Source organism: Bacillus sp. UNCCL81 (assembly GCF_900112535.1).
GTDB classification, from domain to species: Bacteria; Bacillota; Bacilli; order Bacillales; family Bacillaceae_G; genus Gottfriedia; species Gottfriedia luciferensis_B.
The window spans coordinates 234243-256803 of the sequence record NZ_FOMF01000007.1 but is presented as its reverse complement, the minus strand read 5'-3'; the positions used below and the strand labels follow the sequence as shown (position 1 = coordinate 256803).

Sequence of the window (22561 nt, the reverse complement as noted above, 5' to 3'; positions counted from 1 at the left end):
TAGCGAAGAGGTCACACCCGTTCCCATACCGAACACGGCAGTTAAGCTCTTCAGCGTCGATGGTAGTTGGGGGTTTCCCCCTGTGAGAGTAGAACGTCGCTTGGTTTGATGGAGGATTAGCTCAGCTGGGAGAGCACCTGCCTTACAAGCAGGGGGTCGGCGGTTCGAGCCCGTCATCCTCCACCATATGCCGACTTAGCTCAATTGGTAGAGCAACTGACTTGTAATCAGTAGGTTGGGGGTTCAAGTCCTCTAGTCGGCACTCTTTATGAGCCATTAGCTCAGTAGGTAGAGCATCTGACTTTTAATCAGAGGGTCGAAGGTTCGAATCCTTCATGGCTCACCATTTTCTAAAAAGAAAATATTTGCGGGTGTGGCGGAATTGGCAGACGCGCTAGACTTAGGATCTAGTACTTCGGTGTGGGGGTTCGAGTCCCTTCACCCGCACCATTTAAATTTATAAGTTATAAGCAGTATACGCGGAAGTAGTTCAGTGGTAGAATACAACCTTGCCAAGGTTGGGGTCGCGGGTTCGAGCCCCGTCTTCCGCTCCACATATGCTGCCGGGGTGGTGGAATGGCAGACACACAGGACTTAAAATCCTGCGGGGGTTGACCCCGTGCCGGTTCGAGTCCGGCCCTCGGTACCATTTATAATATGCGCCCGTAGCTCAATTGGATAGAGCGTTTGACTACGGATCAAAAGGTTATGGGTTCGAGTCCTTTCGGGCGCGCCATATTATTTCACCTGTAATTCTGAACGGGAAGTGGCTCAGCTTGGTAGAGCACCTGGTTTGGGACCAGGGGGTCGCAGGTTCAAATCCTGTCTTCCCGACCATTTAAAACATGGGGCCTTAGCTCAGCTGGGAGAGCGCCTGCCTTGCACGCAGGAGGTCAGCGGTTCGATCCCGCTAGGCTCCACTTGAAGAAACTTAAATTAACTTATTATGGCGGTGTAGCTCAGCTGGCTAGAGCGTACGGTTCATACCCGTGAGGTCGTGGGTTCGACTCCCTCCGCCGCTACTTATTTAAGGACCTTTAGCTCAGCTGGTTAGAGCAGACGGCTCATAACCGTCCGGTCGTAGGTTCGAGTCCTACAAGGTCCACCACTTATAATGGAGTAATACCCAAGTCTGGCTGAAGGGATCGGTCTTGAAAACCGACAGGGGTGTAACAGCCCGCGGGGGTTCGAATCCCTCTTACTCCTCCATTTTTATTAAAGTTTATATTAATGGAACTATATTAAATAGTATCCACATTATCGCGGGGTGGAGCAGTCTGGTAGCTCGTCGGGCTCATAACCCGAAGGTCGCAGGTTCAAATCCTGTCCCCGCAACCAAATGGTCCCGTGGTGTAGCGGTTAACATGCCTGCCTGTCACGCAGGAGATCGCCGGTTCGATCCCGGTCGGGACCGCCATTTAAGATGGCTCGGTAGCTCAGTCGGTAGAGCAGAGGACTGAAAATCCTCGTGTCGGCGGTTCGATTCCGTCCCGAGCCACCATCTTAAATAAATATAAGTAAATAAAACAAAGTGATATAGATAATAAAATGCCGACTTAGCTCAATTGGTAGAGCAACTGACTTGTAATCAGTAGGTTGGGGGTTCAAGTCCTCTAGTCGGCACTCTTTATGGCGGTCGTGGCGAAGTGGTTAACGCATCGGATTGTGGTTCCGACACTCGTGGGTTCGATTCCCATCGGTCGCCCCATATTTTGCGGGTGTAGTTTAATGGTAAAATAGAAGCCTTCCAAGCTTCGGTCGTGGGTTCGATTCCCATCACCCGCTTTTTATAAAATTTAATGGGCCTATAGCTCAGCTGGTTAGAGCGCACGCCTGATAAGCGTGAGGTCGATGGTTCGAGTCCATTTAGGCCCACCATTAATTTTTATAATTAGTTTTTCCGCAGTAGCTCAGTGGTAGAGCACTCGGCTGTTAACCGAGTGGTCGTAGGTTCGAACCCTACCTGCGGAGCCATATGATAGAGAAGTACCCAAGTGGCTCAAGGGGCGCCCCTGCTAAGGGTGTAGATCGGGTAACCGGTGCGAGGGTTCGAATCCCTTCTTCTCTGCCATATTTTTTTTTGGCCCGTTGGTCAAGCGGTTAAGACACCGCCCTTTCACGGCGGTAACACGGGTTCGAGTCCCGTACGGGTCATATCTAAAGCTCAGTTATTTGTGATAACACAGGTAACTGAGTTTTTTATTTGTCTTTTTTAGGACTTTATTGAAAGATCTTTAATTGAGTATAGCTTTCTTCATTATATTAAAGTGTTCTTCTTTCATTTTAAAATGTACAAGGAATTATCTCTCATAGATGCAATATGTTCGCTGTCACTTTTACAAATAAAGTAATAGAAACAGCATATTGTAGTCATAGCTCTCCATGGTTTCACTATTCCTCTTTTCCGTTAATCTTCATTCGGGCCACATATCCTTATTTTTCAATACTAATATTCTTTTCACTCATTTTAAATCCAAACATCATCAGATGGTCTATTAACTACTATTATCCTTCTTCCATAGAAATTAGAAAGCAAGAAATTGAAAGCAAGCGCAATATCTTAGTGTTAAAATGTGAATAGCTAAAGATGAGGTGATTAAATGAACGGATTAAATAATCAGGTCATGTGGGATGCAGTTGAATCATGCGATGAAAAGTATGATGGAATGTTTATTTATGCAGTTAAGTCCACTGGAATCTGTTGTAAACCTTCGTGTAAGTCAAGAACCCCTTTAAAAGAAAATGTGTCATATTATCCGTCATTTTCTTTGGCAATTAAAGATGGGTACCGTCCATGTAAAAGATGTCGTCCTGATTTACTTCACTCAAATGAGGAGGATATTATTTTATCTGCCAAACATTTTATTGAAAAAGAATATCGAAATAGCTTAACATTGGATCGGTTAGCAATTGAAGTTGGAGTAAGTAAGTTTCATTTGCAAAGATTATTTAAAAAATCCACAGGTTTATCGCCGTTAGAATACGCAACTAGGTTAAGAATGATAGAAGCTTTGAGATTATTACGAGATACTGAGAAAACCATAACTGAAATAGCGCATAATCTTGGTTATAAAGGCTCGGCACATTTTTCAAGCATGTTTCGTCATCATTTTAATTACACTCCAACTACATTCAGAAAGGGGTTAAATAAATGAAGTTAAAAGATGGAATAGCTTTATTGAGCCTAGCTGCATTATGGGGAGCTTCATTTTTATTTATTAGGATAGCTTCACCTGTTTTTGGACCAATTTTAACAATACAGGGAAGAGTTATAATTGCTGCGTTTGCACTGGTACTATATTTGGTTATTACTAAAAAGTCATTACACTTTAAAAAGAGATGGAGACAATATTTAATAATAGGGGCATTAAATGCGGCAATACCATTTACATTAATTGCTACATCAGCATTACATTTGCCAGCTTCAATGTCATCAATTCTAAACTCTTTGACGCCATTATTTACAGCGCTGGTTGTTTTTGTATGGACGAAAGAAAAGTTGAGTATTCGTAAGTTGATTGGAATAATAGTGGGTTTAATAGGAGTGATCTTGTTAGTAGGTTGGAGTTCGATACCGTTTACTTATGATGTTAAAATAGCAATTGGACTAGCAGTTTTGTCGACTATTTCATATGGGATTGCAGGTGTGTATGCTAAGAAAGCTTTTGATAGGGTACCACCACTTTCACTTGCAGCTGGTCAACAAATTGGTGCTGCAATTATACTTTTACCTTTTACATTTCTAAATTTCACTGCATCTACAGAAAAAGTTTCAGGAGTTGCTATATTGGCAGTTCTAGGATTAGCATTATTTTGTACTGCTATAGCCTATTTATTGTACTTTTATCTTATCGAAAGTGTTGGACCTACCAAAACATTAAGTGTTACTTTTCTAATTCCTGTGTTTGGAATAATCTGGGGAGTTCTTATTTTGAAAGAACATATTACATTAGGGATGTTGTTCGGTTTTCTTGTCATCTTATGTGGTGTATTCCTGATTTCGGATATTCGTTTACGAGTAATCACATCAAATAAGCGAATGCAAGTCTAATAAGCTTTTAAATACTAAGACAAAAAAGGATTTTCGTAATAACGAAGATCCTTTTTACTATATTACGATTGTTATTTTAGTGAGCTAAAAATAAGTCCAACCAAAGAGGGTAGCACAACTAGGGAAATTATGATATTGACACAAACCTTAGTAACTTTGAAGTGATCCTTTTCTACATGTATTTCAATAATTTTTGTTGAATTTCCTAAAACGTAAGTAAGTTAATATTTAATGCCACAATTTATTACCGCATAAAGAGTAGATTCGTTTTTAAGTTTATTTTTACTTTTGCATCTGTAATTTGATAGTCGTTTCTAAAAATTTTTCAAAAAAAAATTCTCCCCTTTAGTTCGACATTTTTCTACAATTCTTTTTTAATATAAAGTTTATATGTAATAAAAGTGTAAATTATGTATGAAATTTTATGATAAATCAAAAAATTACAAATTAAGACAAGGGGTTTTGTAAATGCGTTGTATAATTATACGGTGATATTCGTTCGACAAATTCGACATTTTTACGACAAACGCAATAATGACAACGGTTTCATGAATGGTTATTCATTTTCTGAAAAAAGTTTTTGAATTTTTTTTGCATAAAAACAAGGTGAATATATATATTTGTAGAATATTAAGAGATAGAAGAATTTAAGAGATTGTAATGAGGTGAGGATGTTGCTTTTGACACGGCCAACTGAGTTTGATGTGCATTTATTCCATGAGGGAAGTTTATTCCATAGCCATGAATGCTTTGGGGCACATGTTGTAAAAAATGGGAATAAAGTGGGAACTACTTTTACAGTGTGGGCTCCACATGCGAAAGCTGTCTCAGTTGTTGGGGACTTTAATAAGTGGAATGGTTCTGAACATAAAATGGAAAAGTTGAACGATCAAGGGATTTGGACGATATCTATCCCCAATATTGGTCATGGGACGATATACAAATATGAAATTTCAACCAAGCGTGGTGAAGTTTTATTAAAAAGTGATCCTTTTGCTTTCTTTAGTGAGCTAAGACCAAGCACAGCTTCGATCGTTTATGATCTTTCGGGCTATAAATGGAAAGATGCAAAATATCGTAAGCAAAAATTTAAAAAGTCAGTTTATGAAGAACCAGTTTTAATTTATGAGGTACATTTAGGTTCTTGGAAAAAGAAGGAAAACGGTGATTTTTACACTTATGCAGAACTAGCGACAGAACTAATTCCATATGTAAAAGATCATGGTTTTACACATATCGAAATATTACCATTAGTTGAACATCCATATGATCGTTCTTGGGGGTATCAAGGAGTAGGATATTTTTCATCTACTAGTCGATATGGAAATCCTCATGAGCTAATGAGCTTTATTGACGAATGCCACCAAAACGGATTAGGAGTCATTATGGATTGGGTGCCTGGTCATTTTTGTAAGGATTCTCATGGATTATACATGTTTGATGGTGAACCGACATATGAATATGAAGGTTATGATGCCAGAGAAAATGAAGTATGGGGTACAGCGAATTTTGATTTATCAAAACCAGAGGTAAAATCATTTCTTATTTCAAACGCTCTATATTGGATGGAATATTTTCATATTGATGGTTTCCGAGTAGACGCTGTTGCAAATATTTTATATTGGAAAAATAGAAATGAAGAGAATCCTTTTGCAACTCAGTTTTTAAGTAAATTAAATGAAGCGGTATTTGAACATGATCCACAAGTATTAATGATAGCTGAAGATTCTACTGATTGGCCATTAGTTACTGCACCTACATACGAAGGTGGATTAGGTTTTAATTTTAAGTGGAATATGGGTTGGATGAATGATGTTTTGACTTATATGGAGACTCACCCAACACAAAGAAAGCATCATCATAATAAGATGACTTTCTCGTTTTTATATGCCTTCTCAGAAAATTTTGTTTTACCTTTTTCACATGATGAAGTAGTACATGGTAAGAAATCTTTGTTAAATAAAATGCCAGGTACATATGAGGAAAAGTTTGCTCAATTAAGGGTACTATTTGGCTATTATTTATCTCATCCAGGTAAAAAGCTTTTATTTATGGGTAGTGAATTTGGGCAATTTGATGAGTGGAAGGATTTAGAGCAAGTTGATTGGATGATAAAAGATTATGAATATCATTCCAAGATGAACAAATATTTTAAAGAATTATTATCGATTTATAAAAAAAATAAATCACTTTATGAAGTTGATAATCATTGGGATGGATTTTCATGGATTGATGCAAATAATGCAGATCAGAGTGTATTTTCATTTATCCGTAAAGGAAAAAACAAAGAGGATTATGTCATCGTAATCTGTAATTTTAGAGAGATTTCTTATGACACATATCGAATTGGAGTACCTGCAAAGCATCGATATAAAGAATTGCTCTCAAGTGACTATGTACAATTTGGTGGCGATAGTAAAATAAATCGTTCTGCCATTGAATCAGAAGAAATACCATTTCATGGTTTACCATACAGTATTGAAATAGCATTACCTGCCTTTAGTTTTACAATCATTCGTCCAGTCAAAATGCGAAAGGGGATTAGCAGCAATGGTTCAGAAAAAATGCGTAGCAATGTTACTAGCAGGGGGAAAAGGGAGTAGATTGAGTTCTTTAACAAAAGAACTAGCAAAACCAGCCGTAGCTTTTGGAGGTAAATATCGAATAATAGATTTTACTTTAAGTAATTGCACAAATTCAGGTATTGATACTGTTGGGGTGTTAACTCAATATCAACCACTTGTACTAAACTCATATATTGGTATAGGAAGTGCATGGGATTTAGATCGCTTAAATGGTGGGGTAACTGTTTTGCCACCATATTCAGAAGCATCTGGAGTTAAATGGTATACAGGTACTGCAAGTGCAATTTATCAAAATTTAAATTATATAAAGCAATATCAGCCTGAATATGTTTTGATTCTTTCAGGTGATCATATTTATAAGATGGACTATAGTAAAATGCTAGACTATCACATTGAAAAAGAGGCAGATGTATCGATTTCAGTTATCGAAGTTCCGATTGATGAAGCTAGCCGTTTCGGAATTATGAATACAAATGATGAAATGGATATTATTGAATTTGAAGAAAAACCTCAATATCCAAAGAGTAATTTAGCATCAATGGGAATTTATATTTTTAAATGGAATGTTTTAAAAGAGTTTTTAGAGATGGATGATCGTAATCCAGAATCAAGTAATGACTTTGGTAAAGACGTTATTCCGCTTTTATTAGAAGAAAAGAAAAAAGTAGTTGCTTATCCTTTCAAAGGTTATTGGAAAGATGTTGGTACAGTAAAAAGCTTATGGGAAGCAAATATGGATTTGTTAAATGAAGATAGCGAACTAAATATTTATGACCGTGATTGGCGCATATATTCAGTTAATCCAAATCAACCACCACAATACATTGCACCTACAGCAATCGTTGAAGACTCTCTAATTAATGAGGGGTGTGTTGTTGAAGGTTTTATATCACATTCTGTCTTATTCCAAGGTGTAACAATAGGAGAAGGCAGTATGATAAAAGATTCTGTCGTTATGCCAGGTTGCGTTATTGGAAAAGATGTACGAATTGAAAGTGCTGTAGTAGCTCCTGGAATGGTGATTCCTGATGGAAGCCTTTTAGGTCCTGAGAAAGATTATGAAGAGGTAATTCTAGTTACAAGCGGAGAATAAGAGGTGGCTCATTCCTCAAATAGAAAAATAGATTGAGAGGGTTATTTGATGAAACATACTATGCTAGGAATAATTGAGGCGTCAACACATTTTGAATCTTTAAAGCCGTTAACACAGCATCGACCATTAGCAACACTTCCTTATGCAGGTCGATATCGTTTAATCGATTTTATGTTAAGTAATATGGTGAACTCTGGTATTACGAGTGTCGCTGTATTTCCTGATCAACCTTATCGATCAATTATTGATCACTTAGGCTCCGGTAAACATTGGGACTTAAATCGTAAAAAGGATGGACTATTTATTTTTACGCCAGAACCAACTGATGGAGCTTTTGGTACATTCGATTTTATCGAAAAGCATATTCAATTTTTACAACGTTCTACTCAAAAGTATGTAGTAGTAGCAAATACTTATACGATTTGCTCAGTGGATTTTAGACCAGTTTTAAAGAGACATATCGAAACAGATGCACAAATTACTGAGTTAAAGCAGTTCAGTAAATCTTTAAATATCTATATCCTCGAAAAAGAGTTATTGTTAAAGCTTTTTGAAAACTTCCACGAAAAAGGCTATGAAACAATTATGGACGTTGTACGCGATCAAAATAATGAGGTTGAACTAAGTGCGTATGAAATACCTCAACAAGTTTCAATCATTCAAACAATTGAGGATTATTTCGAGCAAAGTATGAAATTATTAAATCCTGAGATATGGAATCAATTATTCTTAAAATCTTATCCTGTCTTTACTAAGGTTAAAGATGAGCCACCAACAAAATATTCAAAAGAAGCAATTGTCAAAAATTCAATTGTAGCTAATGGATGTGAAATTGAGGGAACGGTTGAAAATAGTATTATTTCAAGAGCTGTGAAAATTGGAAAAAATACAATTATTCGAAATTGTGTTGTTATGCAAAAATCAAACATTGGAGATAATTGTATATTAGATGGCGTTATATTAGATAAAGATGTTCGAATAGAAGATGGTGTTGAAATAAAAGGAAGCTTAAGTGAGCCTGTAGTGCTTCAAAAAGGTTCAGTCCAAGGAGCGTTGATTCAGTGGTAAATGTTTTATATATTGTTTCAGAATGTGTACCGTTTGTTAAATCGGGAGGGCTTGCAGATGTTGCAGGCGCTCTCCCTAAGTATTTAAATAAACTAAATACGAATGTAAGAGTAATGCTTCCATTCTACTCGTTAATTCCCGCTAAATATAGAGAAGAAGCTAAGCTAGTAAAAGAGCTTTCTATAAATCTAGGCTGGAGAAAACAGTATTGTGGTTTATTTGAATTGAAATTAGAAGGAACAACTTATTATTTTATTGATAACGAGTACTATTTCAATCGAGACAAGTTGTATGGTCATTTTGATGATGGAGAGCGTTTTGCATTCTTTTCTCTAGCTGCAATTGAATGTATTAAAGAATTAGACTTTAAACCTGATGTTATTCACTGTCATGACTGGCATACAGCAATGATCCCATTTTTCATGAAAGAGTATGGCGCATTAAAAGATATTAATCCAAAAATGAAATCTGTATTTACCATTCATAACCTTCAATTCCAAGGCGTATTTTCAAAAGAAGTAATGGACGATATGTTAGGAATCGATGAACAATTTTTTCGCGATGACTATTTGAAATTTTACGATTGTATCAACTTTATGAAAGCTGGAATCATTTCAAGTGATTTCGTAACAACTGTGAGTCCAACATATAAAGAAGAAATTAAGCATGAATTTTTTGGAGAGCAATTAGATGGACTATTACGTGAGCAAGATCACAAACTTTTTGGAATTGTAAACGGAATTGATGAAACCATTTATAATCCAGCTACTGATCGAAAAATTCACTCTAATTACGATGAATTTACAATCGAAAATAAGACTGAAAATAAATTGAAATTGCAGGAGTCACTTGCATTAAAAATGGATGAAAATATTCCTATTATTGCAATGGTTTCCCGATTAACAAGTCAAAAAGGAATTGATCTTATTCAACACGTATTCCCTCAAATTATGGATCATAATGTCCAAGTAGTAATTTTAGGTTCTGGTGATGAAGAATTCGAGAACTTTTTTAAAGCAATGGAGCATAACTACTACGATAAAGTTAGAGCTTACATTGGATTTGATGAACGCTTTGCTCATCAGATTTATGCAGGTGCGGATTTATTCCTTATGCCTTCACTATTTGAGCCATGTGGATTAGGTCAGCTTATTGCGATGAAATACGGGTGTGTTCCAATCGTAAGAGAGACTGGGGGGCTAAATGATACTGTCCAGTCATATAATGAAGAGACGAAGAATGGAAATGGTTTTACCTTTACTAACTTTAATGCTCACGATATGCTTCACACAATAGAACGTGGATTGAGTATTTATGAGAATAAAAAACATTGGAAATCAGTCAGAAGGAATGCAATTAGAAGAGATTCAAGTTGGTTAAAATCTGCTAAAGAATATGCAAAATTATATATGCAGTCTTCAAAGTAAAAATCTTTTAGGGCGAGGTGATTCCATGTTTTCTAGTGTGGAGGAGTTTGAATGGAGTTTTAAAGAGAAACTAGAAAGTATGCATGGAAAGAGTACTGCAGATAGCACTACTCAAGAGCAATTTCAAACACTTGGAACGATGATTCGTGAATATATTAGCGGTAATTGGTTAGGTACAAGTGAACAATACCGCTTAGAGCGAAAAAAACAAGTTTATTATTTATCAATTGAATTCTTATTAGGAAAGCTTTTGAAAAGTAACTTAATTCATCTAGGGCTTAGAGAGTTATGTGAATCTGGCCTTAAGAGATTAGGGATTTCTTTAAGTGCTCTTGAGGAGTTTGAAAGCGATGCTGGTCTTGGAAATGGTGGACTTGGACGGTTAGCATCTTGTTTTCTGGATTCGCTAGCATCACAAGACTTGCCTGGTCATGGATGTGGCATCCGCTACAAACATGGCCTATTTGACCAAAAAATTGTTGATGGATATCAAGTCGAGTTACCTGAACAATGGCTGAAATACGGAAATGTTTGGGAAGTTCGAAGAGATGATGAAGCAATTGAAGTTTTATTCGGTGGAGAAGTAGAATCATTTAATAATAAAAATCGATTGGAATTCCGCCTTCATGGTGCAGAAGCAATCACAGCGGTACCATATGATTTACCGATTATTGGCTATCATACAAACACGGTAAATACATTAAGATTATGGAGTGCTGAAGCGTCTACTCATTCCTCAAATAAATCACTAATGAAATATAAGCGAGAGGCTGAAGCAGTTTCAGAATTCTTATATCCAGATGATACACATGATGAAGGAAAGATTTTACGTCTAAAACAGCAATATTTTTTAGTTTCTGCAAGTATTCAAAGAATAGTAGATTCATATAAGGAGCAGTATGGTAATATTCGTAAGCTCCATGAAGAAATTGCTATTCATGTAAATGATACACATCCAGTTTTAGCGATTCCAGAGTTAATGAGAATTTTAATTGATGTTGAAAAGTTATCCTGGGATGAAGCATGGGAAATTACAACTCAAACGATTTCATATACGAATCATACAACTTTATCGGAAGCACTTGAAAAATGGCGAGTTGATTTATTTAAGCCTTTATTGCCAAGAATTTATATGATTGTAGAAGAAATAAATGAAAGATATTGTAAGCAGCTCTGGAACAAATACCCAGGTGATTGGGATCGAATTGAACAAATGGCTATTATTGCTCATGGAGTCGTTAAAATGGCTCATTTAGCAATTGTAGGCAGTAAGAGCGTTAATGGAGTTGCTGAAATCCACACTGAAATCTTAAAACAAAGAGAAATGAAGCTTTTTTATGAGTATGAACCATTCAAGTTTAATAATAAAACAAATGGTATTACTCATAGAAGATGGTTACTTCAATGTAATCCTGAGCTTAGTAGCTTAATAAATGATTCGATCGGAGACGGTTGGATACACGAACCAACTCAACTTGAGAATCTATTAGAATATCAAAATGACGAAGCATTCTTATCGCAATTTATGAATGTAAAGAAAAAGAGAAAAGAAGTTCTCGAAAATTATGTTCACTATACAAATGGAATTGCATTAGATACAGATTCAATTTTTGATATTCAAGTAAAGCGAATGCATGCATATAAAAGACAATTACTAAATGTTTTACATATCATGTATTTATATAATCGTTTGAAGGAAGATTCACATTTTAAAATGCATCCTAGAACCTTTATTTTTGGAGCAAAAGCATCTCCGGGTTACTATTTTGCTAAGAAGATTATTAAATTAATTCATTCAGTAGCTGATATTGTGAATAATGATCGTTATATAAGTCAATTTATAAAGGTAATTTTTATTGAAAATTACCGAGTTTCATTAGGTGAAATTATTTTTCCAGCAGCGGATGTTAGTGAACAAATTTCGACAGCAAGTAAAGAAGCTTCGGGTACTGGGAATATGAAATTTATGATGAATGGTGCTTTAACGCTTGGTACACTTGACGGTGCTAATATTGAAATTTTAAGAGAAGTTGGCGAGGAGAATATTTTTACATTCGGACTTACTGCTGACGAGGTATTAAATTATTACCAATACGGTGGTTATAAAAGCAGTGATTATTACCATCATGATCTGCGTATAAAAAAGGTATTAGATCAAATGCTTCACGGGTTATTCCCGTTACCAAGAGAAGAGTTTGAACCAATTTTTGATTCGCTCATGTCTTATAATGATGAGTATTTCTTACTTAGAGATTTCTCTTCATATGTAAAAGCGCATGAATGTATCAATCATACGTATCAAAATAAAAGAGATTGGGCTATAAAAAGTCTTAACAATGTTGCGAAATCGGGATTTTTTACGAGTGATCGCACGATTCGTCAATACGCATCTGAAATATGGAATATTCATCAAAGAACTTTACACCATTCTTAACCTCCTCTTAGATTATTAGGAGGTTTTTCATATAATTATGAAAAGCAAGAAAGGAGAGATACGTTGAAATTCCTTTCAGTTGACTATGATAAGGCCTTAGAACTATTACTTTGCATTGAACAGGCATATGTTCAGTTTGATAATGATGGTAAGTTTATGATTCCAGCAAGCTATTCATTAGTAGATACAATTAAAGCATGTGCAATTAGCCAGCTAGAATGGTTTGGCTATATTATTGAAAATGATGAATCCGTAATCATTGTGTTTCGAGGAACGAAATCAGATTTGGATTGGTTAGCTGATTTGAAAATTGATCAAGACTTATTTCCTTATGTGATGAATGGTGGGAGTGTCCATTCGGGGTTTCTATCAATTTATCAATCTTGTCGAGAAATGCTTTTAGCAATTGTAAAGGAAAAGGCTCTTTCAAAAAAAATATTCATAACGGGGCATAGCTTAGGTGGTTCATTGGCCACGTTATTAGGATATGAAATAGCAATGAAAGGAATTTGTAACCCAAATGTCTATTCATTTGGCTCTCCAAAAGTAGGGAATATAAAGTTTAAAGAAAACTACGATGAGAATGTTAGGCATAGTTTAAGATTTGTAAATTTATATGATATGGTCCCTTTAAGCCCACCCTTTAAAGTAGAGGTAAAGCCATTAAACATTTATTTAGAATACGTTCAAGTGAAACATCCAATCACTTTTTCACTAAATAAAGGGTCTATTAAGAATAGTCACCATCTATCGACTTATATAGAAGGCGTTAAGAAGATGCAGTTGGATTATGATTATACTCCAACCTTTACTTACAAATTACGTGAGGCAGAACCGGCAGAAGAAGAAGTAATCTAATAGTACAAAAAAACTAGTCAACATTTCGTTGACTAGTTTTTTGTATGTAAACAAAAAAACGCTTTTAAAGAAGTCTGAATTAATCATTACCGTCCAGTAGATTTCCAAGGCCACCTAATATACTTCCTTCTTCCTTAGAAGAATTTGGTAAGTATTGACCAATTCGAGAAGCTAATCTTGCTAAAGTTAATGATTGAACCCAAATTGTTCCAGGACCTTGTAATGTAGCGAAGAATAGACCTTCTCCTCCAAAAAGTGCAGTTTTTACATTTCCAACATATTCAATTTCATAATTGACATCACCAGTGAAGCCAACAATACATCCGGTATCGATTTTAATTTTTTCACCCGGTTGAAGAGTTTTTTGGTAAATTGAACCACCAGCATGTAAGAAAGCAAGACCATCACCTTCGAGTTTTTGCATGATGAAGCCTTCGCCACCAAATAGGCCGGTACTTAATTTCTTTCTAAATTCAATCCCAACTGAAGTTCCTTTTGCCGCGGCTAAAAAAGAATCCTTTTGACAAATAATTTTATTTCCATACTCATGTAGATCTAACGGTATGATTGTTCCAGGGTATGGTGCCGAGAAACTGACTGTTTTTAAAGAGCTTGAACGGTTTGTAAAGCTAGTCATAAACAAGCTTTCACCTGTAACAAGTCGCTTACCCGCACCAACTAATTTACCAAATAAACCACCTGATTGCTGCGAACCGTCCCCAAAAATTGTTTCAAGTTCGATACCATCATCCATCATCATCATTGCTCCAGCCTCAGCAACGACTGTTTCCTTTGGATCTAGCTCTACTTGTACAAACTGCATATCATGGCCATGAATTTTATATGTAACTTCATGAGAATTTTTCATTTTTATGCCTCCCTTTAGTTTAACTATACAAATATTGTAATACTAAAATCTAGTTATTTAATAATAAAAAATTTGATAAATTGTTACAGAATCCTCATTTAGTTTGACTAATTAATGACAAATTATACCATTTTTATAGGAAGCTAGGTAGGTCTAAATGTATAAAAGATAAATTATAAGAATTATATAAAAAATTCTTTCAATTAAGACTAAGTGTCATTGACGCACTTTTTTAGATATGATATATTTAAGTTACTATTAACTGCATATTTATTTGAAGGTAAGAAATTAACGATACATTTGCACTACAAAATTTTTAGTAACGCTCATTTTTCTTTGTCTTGAAAAGAAGTTTTGACCACTTTCAATGTTGTAGCAATCTAAACCGATTGGACAATGACGTTCTTTTTCTTTACCCCTCTTTTATGCACGCATTAATAGTGTATATATGTATTTCTAGGAGGTATTATCGATGGAATTCGGTAAAGTTAAATGGTTTAACAGCGAAAAAGGTTTTGGATTCATCCAAACTGAAAGTGGAAACGATGTATTCGTACACTTCTCTGCAATTCAAGGCGAAGGTTTCAAAACTTTAGAAGAAGGTCAAGAAGTTCAATTCGAAATCATCGAAGGAAACCGTGGACCACAAGCAGCTAACGTAAACAAAAAATAATTTTTGTTATGTTCAAGGCATCCTTTATAGGATGCCTTTTTTATATTAATCTAAAAATCTATTTATTTAGCACGTAGATATTGTAGTTTAAAAAGGTTGCAAATAATGACCAAATAGAATAGGGAATGAGTAATACAAATGAAGTTTTTGAATGTTTATATGCGAAGATCGTTAAAGGAACAGCTGTAACAAAGACAAGTCCACAGTCAATTGTAGCCATAAGTAAATCTTTTTGATTGAATTGAAAATAGCTAAACAGTTGGTTAAATACATAATTAATAATAAATATAATATAAAACCATTTTACTTTTTTAAAGGATTTTCCTAAAGAAACGATGATACATACGCTTAAAGAAATGAAAGAATATAAGAATGCCCAAATGATTCCGATTGTTTTTCCTGAAGGAGTATAGCTAGGTTTAATTAGATGACTATACCAATCATAGTCAATCGGAAATAAGATAGAAGAAATAAAAAATAAACAGTATAAAGAGAAAAATAAAATTATTAACTTAATATTCATAAAACCTCCTCAATTAAGTTGTCTTGATTCAGTATATGTAGTTAATTTAAAAATATAAAAAAAACGACCACATTGTAGTAATCGTTTTTTAATGAAATTTTAATTCATTTAGTACTTTTCAATATCTTTCACATCAATTTCTGATAATTCTCCGTTTAAAGCTTGTTCTTCATAGTCATCAAGATCTTGTTCATATTGTTCATGTTTTTTTGTAGGATAGACAGTTCGATTATTTCCGTAAATATCAGTACCGATAAAGTTTTCGAATTCCTCAACATAACCTACATTTTCATAGCTCTCAGTAAATGTGCTTCCATATTCCTCAATATTATTAAATTCAAAATCTGACGGTGTTTGGGAATTTCCATATCTTTCAACATCTTGGAGTGCGTCTTCAGCGTCATACATCATTGAGCGATCTTTAGGATCTCTACTAAATGGAGGGTTTAATACTTCTTCCTCAACAGGACGATCGTATCTTATACTAGAACTTGATATATGCTGATCATGAGTATGTTCGATCATCGCTTTTGCTGTAGGAAGAGCTTGTAACCGTTCAAAAGGTATTTCTTCTCCACTTACTTCACATATACCATATGTTCCATTTTCAATTTTTTGTAACGCTGTATTAACGTCATCAAGTTCGTTTCTTAAATGCTCATGAAGAGATATGTCCTTTTCACGTTCAAATAATTCGGTACCTAAATCACCTGGATGGTTGTCTGCAAGTGAAAGCTCATCAACCGAATCTCTAAGTGAGTATGGTGTAAAAGCTGGATCATTTAGTCTTTCTTCTATATGTTCTTTTTGTTTCAGTAGCTCGTTTTTAAATGTTTGGATTTGTGATTGTGAAAGCATCATGCTCCCCCTTTTCAAGTAAATGAATATGACTATCCATATTTTGTTCAAAAAGGAGGAAAACATGAATTAAGTTTTTTGAGGAATTGTTCTGCCTTAATTAGGAAAAAATATTTCCAATTATTAAGCCTATAACAAGAAGGAATCCCATTATAGTATTTGTTTTTGCTGTTGCTGCCATGGCTGGCATCATTTCCATTGGTTGAGTCTTACCAATAAATCCTTTTGTTGCTTTTATTGCAACAGGAATACTTATTAATGAAATAAGTGCAAAAGGTGTAATTAAATTCATGATAACAAATAAAATAACTAAAGCATATGCTACTGCAAATAATGAACCAATAAAGATAATTGCATTCTTTTTACCTAATAAGATAACAAGTGTTTTACGTCCATTTTCTTTGTCATTATCTAGGTCACGAATATTATTTGCTGTTAAAATTGCTCCAATTGTAATTGAAGTAGGGATAGAAAGTAAGATCACATTTGATGGTAAATTTCCAGCTTGAATATAGTAAGTAATACCAATAATTACAACTCCCATAAAAAAGCCCGCTACTAACTCACCAAATGGAGTGTATGCGATTGGAAGTGGTCCTCCAGTATAAAAATAAGCTGCTGCCATACAAATAAGTCCAATAACTGCTATCCACCAGCTACTTTGAATACAAATATAAATTCCTAATAGAAGAGCGATACCAAAAAAAGTAAAAGCAAGATTTAAAACAGTTGAAGGTTTAATACCATCCCTTACGATTGCTCCACCGATACCGACAGAACCTTCATGATCTAGCCCTCTTTTATAGTCATAATATTCATTAATCATATTTGCAGCGGCTTGGATTAGTAAGCTTGCAATAAGCATTGAAAGAAATAAAAGTAAATGAAATGAGTGAGCTATGTGCGCTAACATTGTTCCAATCGCAACAGGAATGAACGCTGCGGTTAATGTATGTGGTCTTAATAAATTCCACCATGTTCTAAAACCTGTTGAGGAAGTTGGAGATTGAACAGTTGGTTGCATTTTAACATCCTCCTTTTTAATATTATTTGAAAATGTAGGTCATTTTACTTTAAAAAAGTATGGACGAACTTCATAAAATTGACAGTCTACATTCATCGTTGTATCTTTAGTTATATCATGTATTTAACGTATATTTAAGCTAGGGGGAACTATTATGCTTAGAACAGGTCAACTGGAATCGATTGCCTTCTTTGAGCATTCTCTTCAAAAGGCAAAAGCTTGTTCAAAACGCTTCATTTGTAAAGTGGAAAAAATAATGAATATCCATCCCCTAAGTGTTTACCATTTTTATCATGAATTGGGTTTTACTGAACGCTTTTATTGGTCAAACCAAGAAAACTCGTTAATTCTCACAGGAATTGGTACTTTAGTTCCTTTTCATCATAGTACAGAAGAACAGTATTCTGCAATAGAAAAAGAATGGAAACGCTTTGGAGAGCAAGTGTATATCGAGCAAGAAAATTGCTTTGGTACAGGACCGATAGCTCTTGGGGGTTTCTCTTTTTTTGATAACTATAAAAATGATCAAGATTGGAAGAATTTTGGTACCTCTCATTTCTATGTACCTAAATTAATGGTGACGGTTACAAACGAAGGGACATTCATCACCTCTAACTATGAAATTAATGAACAAACTACAGTAGAGGATTTATTGCTTCAATATAAAGAATATGATGACTTTTTAGAAAAGTTTGGTATGAAGCAACCGAGTTTTTCACAATCAGAATGTATTAACAAAGATGAATTTGAACCAAATGAATGGATTCAAAGCGTAAAAGAAGCAATTCATCAAATGAAAAACGAAGAATTAGAAAAAGTTGTTTTAAATCGAACTTTAAATGCAACCTTTTCTGCAGAAGTAAATTCAACAAATGTAATTTATGAATTAGAAGCAACAAGAAATGTTAACTATGTTATTTCTTATCAATTAAAAGATACTGTATTTATTAGTGCTACACCTGAGCGATTAATTTCTAAGAAAAATAATACAGTTTCTTCGATGTGTCTTGCTGGATCTGCCGCAAAAGGAATAACTAAGGAAGAAAACACAGAAGCCGCCAATTGGTTATTAAATAGTAAAAAAAATAATGGTGAACATGCGTTTGTAGTAAACTATATTCGAGAAACGCTACAACAATATTGTAATGAATTATCAATACCTTCAACACCAAGAATAATGGCGACTAAAAGCTTATTGCATTTATTCACACCAGTTGAAGGGAAAGTATATAATCATGTTTCTTTATTTGAATTAATTCAAGCATTACATCCAACCCCTGCACTTGGAGGATTTCCTAAGGAAGAGGCATGTAAATTAATTCGTGAACTTGAACCTGTGGACAGGGGATGGTATGGAGCTCCGATAGGGTGGATTGATTTAAACGGAAATGGTGATTTTGCTGTAGGGATTCGTAGTGCCTTAATTAAAGAAAATAAAGCAAAATTGTATGCCGGTTGTGGTGTTGTACAAGATTCAAAACCAGAGGAAGAATTTTTTGAAACTGGTGTTAAGTTTCTGCCAATGCTAAATGCATTAGGAGGGTTACGAAATGAAAGATAATGAAGCACTAACAAAGTATATTGGTGCTCTTGTAGATGAAATAAGTGCATTAAATATTAAAAACGTTGTAATAAGTCCTGGATCACGCTCTACACCAATATCGATGTTAGTAAATGAGCATCCAAAATTAAAGTCATTTATTGCAGTAGATGAAAGAGGGGCGGCTTTTTTTGCTTTAGGAATCGCTAAAAGTACGAAACAGCCTACAGTTTTGATCTGTACTTCTGGAACAGCAGCTGCAAATTATATGCCAGCCATTTCTGAAGCAAAGGAATCTAGAATTCCATTGATCGTACTGACAGCCGATCGGCCACATGAGCTTAGAGATATAGGTGCACCACAAGCTATGAATCAAATTGGATTATACGGTTCATTTGTAAAAAAATTCATTGAGCTAGCCTTACCAGAGGCTTCGGAAGCTATGTACGAATATGCGCGTTCAAGTGTTAATCGACTGTACCGTTCATGTGTGACCGCTCCAATGGGGCCCGTACATATGAATGTGCCACTTCGAGAACCACTAGTTCCAAATTTTTCGATTGATGACTTATTCTCAGCAGGAAAGCGTAAAAATTCTGCTCACACAATACTTACTGAAACTCTAGCGACAATTTCAAATGAAACAAGTAATGAGTTTACCAAGCTTTTTCAATCAAAAAGAAAAGGCTTATTAGTTTGTGGACCTTATGTTGAAGAAGGCGCTTTAAAGAAGATTAAATCTTTAGGGAATTTATTAGACTACCCAGTTCTATGTGATCCTCTTTCAAATGGAAGAACGATTAATGGTAATGAAGACTCGAATGTAATTGATACATATGATACATTTCTTCGATTTGAAGACATTGTTGATTCGCTTGATTCCGAAGTTATCGTACGATTCGGGGCAATGCCTGTGTCTAAAACGTTTAGCCAATATATACAAAAGCAAAAAGATTGCGAGCTAATTGTAATTGATGAAGGAGACTTATGGAGGGATCCGACGTTAAAAGCAACGCAAATGATTTCTTGTGATGATATCCAATTTTGTAATGCAATTTTGGAGTCATATCAGAAGACAAATAATCAAGAATTAGATTGGTTGAATAAATGGAAAACAATTAATGAAAAAACAAAAAGTGGACTACAACAAGCAGAACAGTTTGATGAACTTTTTGAAGGGAAAATCGTTCAAGTATTAGCAAAAAATCTAATTGAAGAAAGTACATTGTTTGTTTCAAACAGTATGCCTATTCGTGATGTGGATACGTTTTTACATAATCAATCTAAAAAGTTAAAAATTGCTTGTAATCGAGGGGTAAATGGAATAGATGGGACAATTGCAACCGCATTAGGGATGGCAGCAGCTGGAGAGAGTGTCACATTATTAATTGGAGATTTATCTTTCTATCATGATTTAAATAGTCTAGTCCTTTCAAAACTACATCATTTACCTTTAAGAGTGATTCTTGTTAATAATGATGGGGGTGGAATCTTCTCATTTTTACCTCAATCTAAAGAAGAAAAACATTTTGAAGACTTATTCGGAACTCCTTTAGGATTGGAATTCGAGCATGCAACTGCCCTTTTTGGTGGTGTTCATACAAAAATTCATAATTGGTTTGAACTTGAAGATGAATTAGCTAAAAAGAATAATGGATTACATGTAATTGAAATTCAGACAAATCGGAAAGAAAATTATGATCTTCATCAAAAAGTTTGGAGCATTGTAAAAGCAGAATACGAGAAATGAAATTAGGTGTTCTTGTTCATGGAAATTAAAATAAATGAGGTCACATATTCATACATTGAATCTGGCCAAGGGCAAACTATATTATTATTGCATGGTTTTACAGGTTCAAAGGAGACATGGGGAAGTTTAATAAGTAAACTAGAACGAAACTATCATGTAATAGCAATTGATTTATTAGGACATGGAAAGACAGATTGTCCGAAAAATGATGAGCGGTACAGAATGGAATTTGCTGCTAAAGATTTACATGATTTTTTAGAACAAAAGCAAATTGATTCTGTGCATCTATTAGGCTATTCAATGGGTGGTAGACTAGCCCTCTATTTCGCTTTAGCCTATCCAACAAAAATTAAATCGCTTATTTTAGAAAGCTGTACGGCTGGTCTTAAAACTGAAAGTGAAAGATTAGCTCGAATCGAACAAGACAATCATTTATCTTCAATGATCCTAAATGAAGGTATTGAAGTATTTGTTAATTATTGGGAAAACATTCCGTTATTTTCAACTCAAAAGAATTTGCCATCAGATTCACAACAAAAGATTAAACAAGGAAGATTAAATCAGTCACCAATTGGCTTAAGTAATAGTCTAAAAGGGATGGGAACGGGCATTCAACCATCTCTATGGGGTGACTTGAAGCAATTTAAAAAACCGACTTTATTAGTTTGTGGAGAATATGATGAAAAGTTTTGTTTAATAATGGGGAAAATGAACGAGAGGCTAGAAAATAGCGAAATTATTAAAATTCCACATGCAGGCCATGCAATTCATGTGGAACATTCGAAAAAATTTGCTACAATAGTAATTGGGTTTTTATTGAAAAGTGAAGAGGAGGAAATTTCATGACTATTGAATGGGTACAAGAAAGAAAATATGAAGAAATTTTATATTCTACATATAATGGAATTGCTAAAATTTCAATCAATCGTCCACACGTACATAACGCATTTACACCATTAACAGTATCAGAAATGATTGATGCTTTTGCTTATGCAAGAGACGACGAAAAAATTGGTGTTATTATTTTAACAGGTGAAGGTGGAAAAGCATTCTGTTCTGGAGGAGACCAAAGTGTTCGCGGACACGGTGGTTATGTTGGACAAGACCGCATTCCTCGCCTGAATGTATTAGATTTACAACGCTTAATTCGCGTTATTCCAAAACCTGTAATTGCAATGGTAGCTGGTTATGCAATTGGTGGAGGTAACGTATTAAACGTAGTATGTGACTTAACAATCGCAGCTGAAAACGCTAAATTTGGACAAACTGGTCCTAAGGTTGGTAGCTTTGATGCTGGTTATGGCTCTGGCTATTTAGCTCGTATTGTTGGGCACAAAAAAGCTCGTGAAATTTGGTACCTATGCCGTCAATATAATGCACAAGAAGCATTAGATATGGGCTTAGTTAACAAAGTAGTACCATTAGAAGAATTAGAAGCTGAAACAGTTAAATGGGCTGAAGAAATGCTTGAAAAAAGTCCAACTGCACTTCGCTTCTTAAAAGCAGCAATGAATGCAGATACAGACGGTTTAGCTGGACTTCAACAGCTAGCTGGAGATGCTACACTTCTTTACTACACAACTGAGGAAGCAAAAGAAGGCCGCGATGCATTTAAAGAAAAACGTACACCTGATTTCGATAAATTCCCACGTTTTCCTTGATTTGAAAGAAGATAGAAGCTTGATGAGAAATCATCAAGCTTTTTTTGCACATTAAATTTGCAACGGAGAAGAAACCTTAATGTAGTTGCTCATTTTATGAATTAAGTATAAGTATAACTACGCATCTCTCCGTCTAAATGCTCACCAA

Annotated in this window: 17 protein-coding genes, 22 tRNA genes and 1 rRNA gene; 36 read left to right on the top strand and 4 right to left on the bottom strand. The window is 35.0% G+C overall.

Annotated elements, in window-relative coordinates; translation table 11 throughout:
* The 31 genes from rrf to BM319_RS16825 form a co-directional block, all read left to right on the top strand.
* Positions 1–105, top strand: a 5S ribosomal RNA gene (rrf, locus tag BM319_RS16975); the annotation flags it as partial.
* Between the two features lie 5 nt (positions 106–110).
* Positions 111–186: transfer RNA gene (locus BM319_RS16970), tRNA-Val, on the top strand.
* Between the two features lie 3 nt (positions 187–189).
* Positions 190–262: transfer RNA gene (locus BM319_RS16965), tRNA-Thr, on the top strand.
* Positions 263–270: 8 nt separating this feature from the next.
* Positions 271–346, top strand: a tRNA-Lys gene (locus BM319_RS16960).
* A gap of 21 nt (positions 347–367) precedes the next feature.
* Positions 368–450 (top strand) — tRNA-Leu (locus BM319_RS16955).
* A gap of 29 nt (positions 451–479) precedes the next feature.
* Positions 480–554: transfer RNA gene (locus BM319_RS16950), tRNA-Gly, on the top strand.
* 8 nt (positions 555–562) lie between these two features.
* Positions 563–649, top strand: a tRNA-Leu gene (locus tag BM319_RS16945).
* 10 nt (positions 650–659) lie between these two features.
* Positions 660–736, top strand: a tRNA-Arg gene (locus BM319_RS16940).
* 24 nt (positions 737–760) lie between these two features.
* Positions 761–837 (top strand) — tRNA-Pro (locus tag BM319_RS16935).
* Positions 838–847: 10 nt separating this feature from the next.
* Positions 848–920: transfer RNA gene (locus BM319_RS16930), tRNA-Ala, on the top strand.
* A 28-nt stretch (positions 921–948) separates the two neighbouring features.
* Positions 949–1022, top strand: a tRNA-Met gene (locus BM319_RS16925).
* Positions 1023–1031: 9 nt separating this feature from the next.
* Positions 1032–1108, top strand: a tRNA-Ile gene (locus BM319_RS16920).
* 8 nt (positions 1109–1116) lie between these two features.
* Positions 1117–1209: transfer RNA gene (locus tag BM319_RS16915), tRNA-Ser, on the top strand.
* Positions 1210–1261: 52 nt separating this feature from the next.
* A tRNA-Met gene (locus BM319_RS16910) sits at positions 1262–1338 on the top strand.
* Between the two features lie 3 nt (positions 1339–1341).
* Positions 1342–1417, top strand: a tRNA-Asp gene (locus BM319_RS16905).
* Between the two features lie 8 nt (positions 1418–1425).
* A tRNA-Phe gene (locus BM319_RS16900) sits at positions 1426–1501 on the top strand.
* A gap of 49 nt (positions 1502–1550) precedes the next feature.
* Positions 1551–1623 (top strand) — tRNA-Thr (locus BM319_RS16895).
* Positions 1624–1632: 9 nt separating this feature from the next.
* Positions 1633–1708: transfer RNA gene (locus BM319_RS16890), tRNA-His, on the top strand.
* A gap of 6 nt (positions 1709–1714) precedes the next feature.
* Positions 1715–1785: transfer RNA gene (locus tag BM319_RS16885), tRNA-Gly, on the top strand.
* Between the two features lie 16 nt (positions 1786–1801).
* Positions 1802–1878 (top strand) — tRNA-Ile (locus BM319_RS16880).
* Between the two features lie 21 nt (positions 1879–1899).
* Positions 1900–1974: transfer RNA gene (locus BM319_RS16875), tRNA-Asn, on the top strand.
* A gap of 6 nt (positions 1975–1980) precedes the next feature.
* Positions 1981–2071, top strand: a tRNA-Ser gene (locus BM319_RS16870).
* 11 nt (positions 2072–2082) lie between these two features.
* Positions 2083–2154, top strand: a tRNA-Glu gene (locus BM319_RS16865).
* 446 nt (positions 2155–2600) lie between these two features.
* Positions 2601–3155, top strand: coding sequence for a bifunctional transcriptional activator/DNA repair enzyme AdaA (locus BM319_RS16860; protein ID WP_069034773.1), 555 nt, complete (start codon positions 2601–2603; stop codon positions 3153–3155).
* A complete protein-coding gene (locus tag BM319_RS16855; RefSeq protein WP_069034772.1) occupies positions 3152–4051 on the top strand; it encodes a DMT family transporter in 900 nt (299 codons plus the stop codon). Before BM319_RS16860 ends, BM319_RS16855 begins: the two co-directional genes overlap by 4 nt.
* A 674-nt stretch (positions 4052–4725) precedes the next feature.
* The gene (gene glgB, locus BM319_RS16850; RefSeq protein ID WP_069034793.1) at positions 4726–6654 is read left to right on the top strand and encodes a 1,4-alpha-glucan branching protein GlgB; all 1929 of its coding nucleotides are present in this window, start codon (positions 4726–4728) and stop codon (positions 6652–6654) included.
* Positions 6602–7729, top strand: coding sequence for a glucose-1-phosphate adenylyltransferase (locus BM319_RS16845; protein WP_091023734.1), 1128 nt, complete (start codon positions 6602–6604; stop codon positions 7727–7729). The genes glgB and BM319_RS16845 overlap by 53 nt, the downstream gene beginning before the upstream one ends.
* Before the next feature lie 48 nt (positions 7730–7777).
* Positions 7778–8797: a GlgC family sugar phosphate nucleotidyltransferase gene (locus BM319_RS16840; RefSeq protein WP_069034770.1), complete on the top strand. Its 1020-nt coding sequence runs from the start codon at positions 7778–7780 to the stop codon at positions 8795–8797.
* Positions 8791–10224, top strand: coding sequence for a glycogen synthase GlgA (glgA, locus tag BM319_RS16835; protein WP_091023732.1), 1434 nt, complete (start codon positions 8791–8793; stop codon positions 10222–10224). Before BM319_RS16840 ends, glgA begins: the two co-directional genes overlap by 7 nt.
* Positions 10225–10249: 25 nt before the next feature.
* A complete protein-coding gene (locus BM319_RS16830) occupies positions 10250–12658 on the top strand; it encodes a glycogen/starch/alpha-glucan phosphorylase (protein WP_069034768.1) in 2409 nt (802 codons plus the stop codon).
* Between the two features lie 63 nt (positions 12659–12721).
* Entirely contained in the window at positions 12722–13516 is a 795-nt protein-coding gene (locus BM319_RS16825; RefSeq protein WP_069034767.1) for a lipase family protein, read from the top strand.
* Between the two features lie 79 nt (positions 13517–13595).
* On the opposite strand, the gene BM319_RS16820 is transcribed toward BM319_RS16825, so the two are convergent.
* The gene (locus BM319_RS16820) at positions 13596–14384 is read right to left on the bottom strand and encodes a TIGR00266 family protein (RefSeq protein ID WP_069034766.1); all 789 of its coding nucleotides are present in this window, start codon (positions 14382–14384) and stop codon (positions 13596–13598) included.
* Positions 14385–14856: 472 nt separating this feature from the next.
* Here BM319_RS16820 and BM319_RS16815 point away from each other — a divergent pair, with 472 nt between their 5' ends.
* A complete protein-coding gene (locus tag BM319_RS16815) occupies positions 14857–15057 on the top strand; it encodes a cold-shock protein (protein WP_056473269.1) in 201 nt (66 codons plus the stop codon).
* Positions 15058–15115: 58 nt separating this feature from the next.
* Here BM319_RS16815 and BM319_RS16810 read toward each other — a convergent pair whose 3' ends face one another.
* The 3 genes from BM319_RS16810 to BM319_RS16800 form a co-directional block, all read right to left on the bottom strand.
* Complete coding sequence (locus BM319_RS16810) at positions 15116–15580, bottom strand: TspO/MBR family protein (RefSeq protein WP_091023730.1); 465 nt, start codon at positions 15578–15580, stop codon at positions 15116–15118.
* 108 nt (positions 15581–15688) lie between these two features.
* Positions 15689–16438: a TraR/DksA C4-type zinc finger protein gene (locus BM319_RS16805; protein ID WP_069034764.1), complete on the bottom strand. Its 750-nt coding sequence runs from the start codon at positions 16436–16438 to the stop codon at positions 15689–15691.
* A gap of 100 nt (positions 16439–16538) precedes the next feature.
* The gene (locus tag BM319_RS16800) at positions 16539–17462 is read right to left on the bottom strand and encodes a 1,4-dihydroxy-2-naphthoate polyprenyltransferase (RefSeq protein WP_069034763.1); all 924 of its coding nucleotides are present in this window, start codon (positions 17460–17462) and stop codon (positions 16539–16541) included.
* A 154-nt stretch (positions 17463–17616) separates the two neighbouring features.
* Between BM319_RS16800 and BM319_RS16795 the strand changes: the two genes are divergently transcribed.
* The 4 genes from BM319_RS16795 to menB are packed head-to-tail and all read left to right on the top strand — an operon-like array spanning position 17617 to position 22413.
* Positions 17617–19023, top strand: a complete 1407-nt coding sequence (locus BM319_RS16795; RefSeq protein WP_069034762.1) for an isochorismate synthase — start codon at positions 17617–17619, stop codon at positions 19021–19023.
* Positions 19013–20752: a 2-succinyl-5-enolpyruvyl-6-hydroxy-3-cyclohexene-1-carboxylic-acid synthase gene (gene menD, locus BM319_RS16790; protein ID WP_091023728.1), complete on the top strand. Its 1740-nt coding sequence runs from the start codon at positions 19013–19015 to the stop codon at positions 20750–20752. The genes BM319_RS16795 and menD overlap by 11 nt, the downstream gene beginning before the upstream one ends.
* Before the next feature lie 18 nt (positions 20753–20770).
* Positions 20771–21598 carry a 2-succinyl-6-hydroxy-2,4-cyclohexadiene-1-carboxylate synthase gene (menH, locus tag BM319_RS16785; protein ID WP_139226541.1) on the top strand — a complete coding sequence of 276 codons (828 nt, stop codon included), beginning with the start codon at positions 20771–20773 and terminating at the stop codon, positions 21596–21598.
* Positions 21595–22413: a 1,4-dihydroxy-2-naphthoyl-CoA synthase gene (menB, locus tag BM319_RS16780; protein WP_056473277.1), complete on the top strand. Its 819-nt coding sequence runs from the start codon at positions 21595–21597 to the stop codon at positions 22411–22413. The genes menH and menB overlap by 4 nt, the downstream gene beginning before the upstream one ends.
* Positions 22414–22561: the final 148 nt, after the last annotated feature.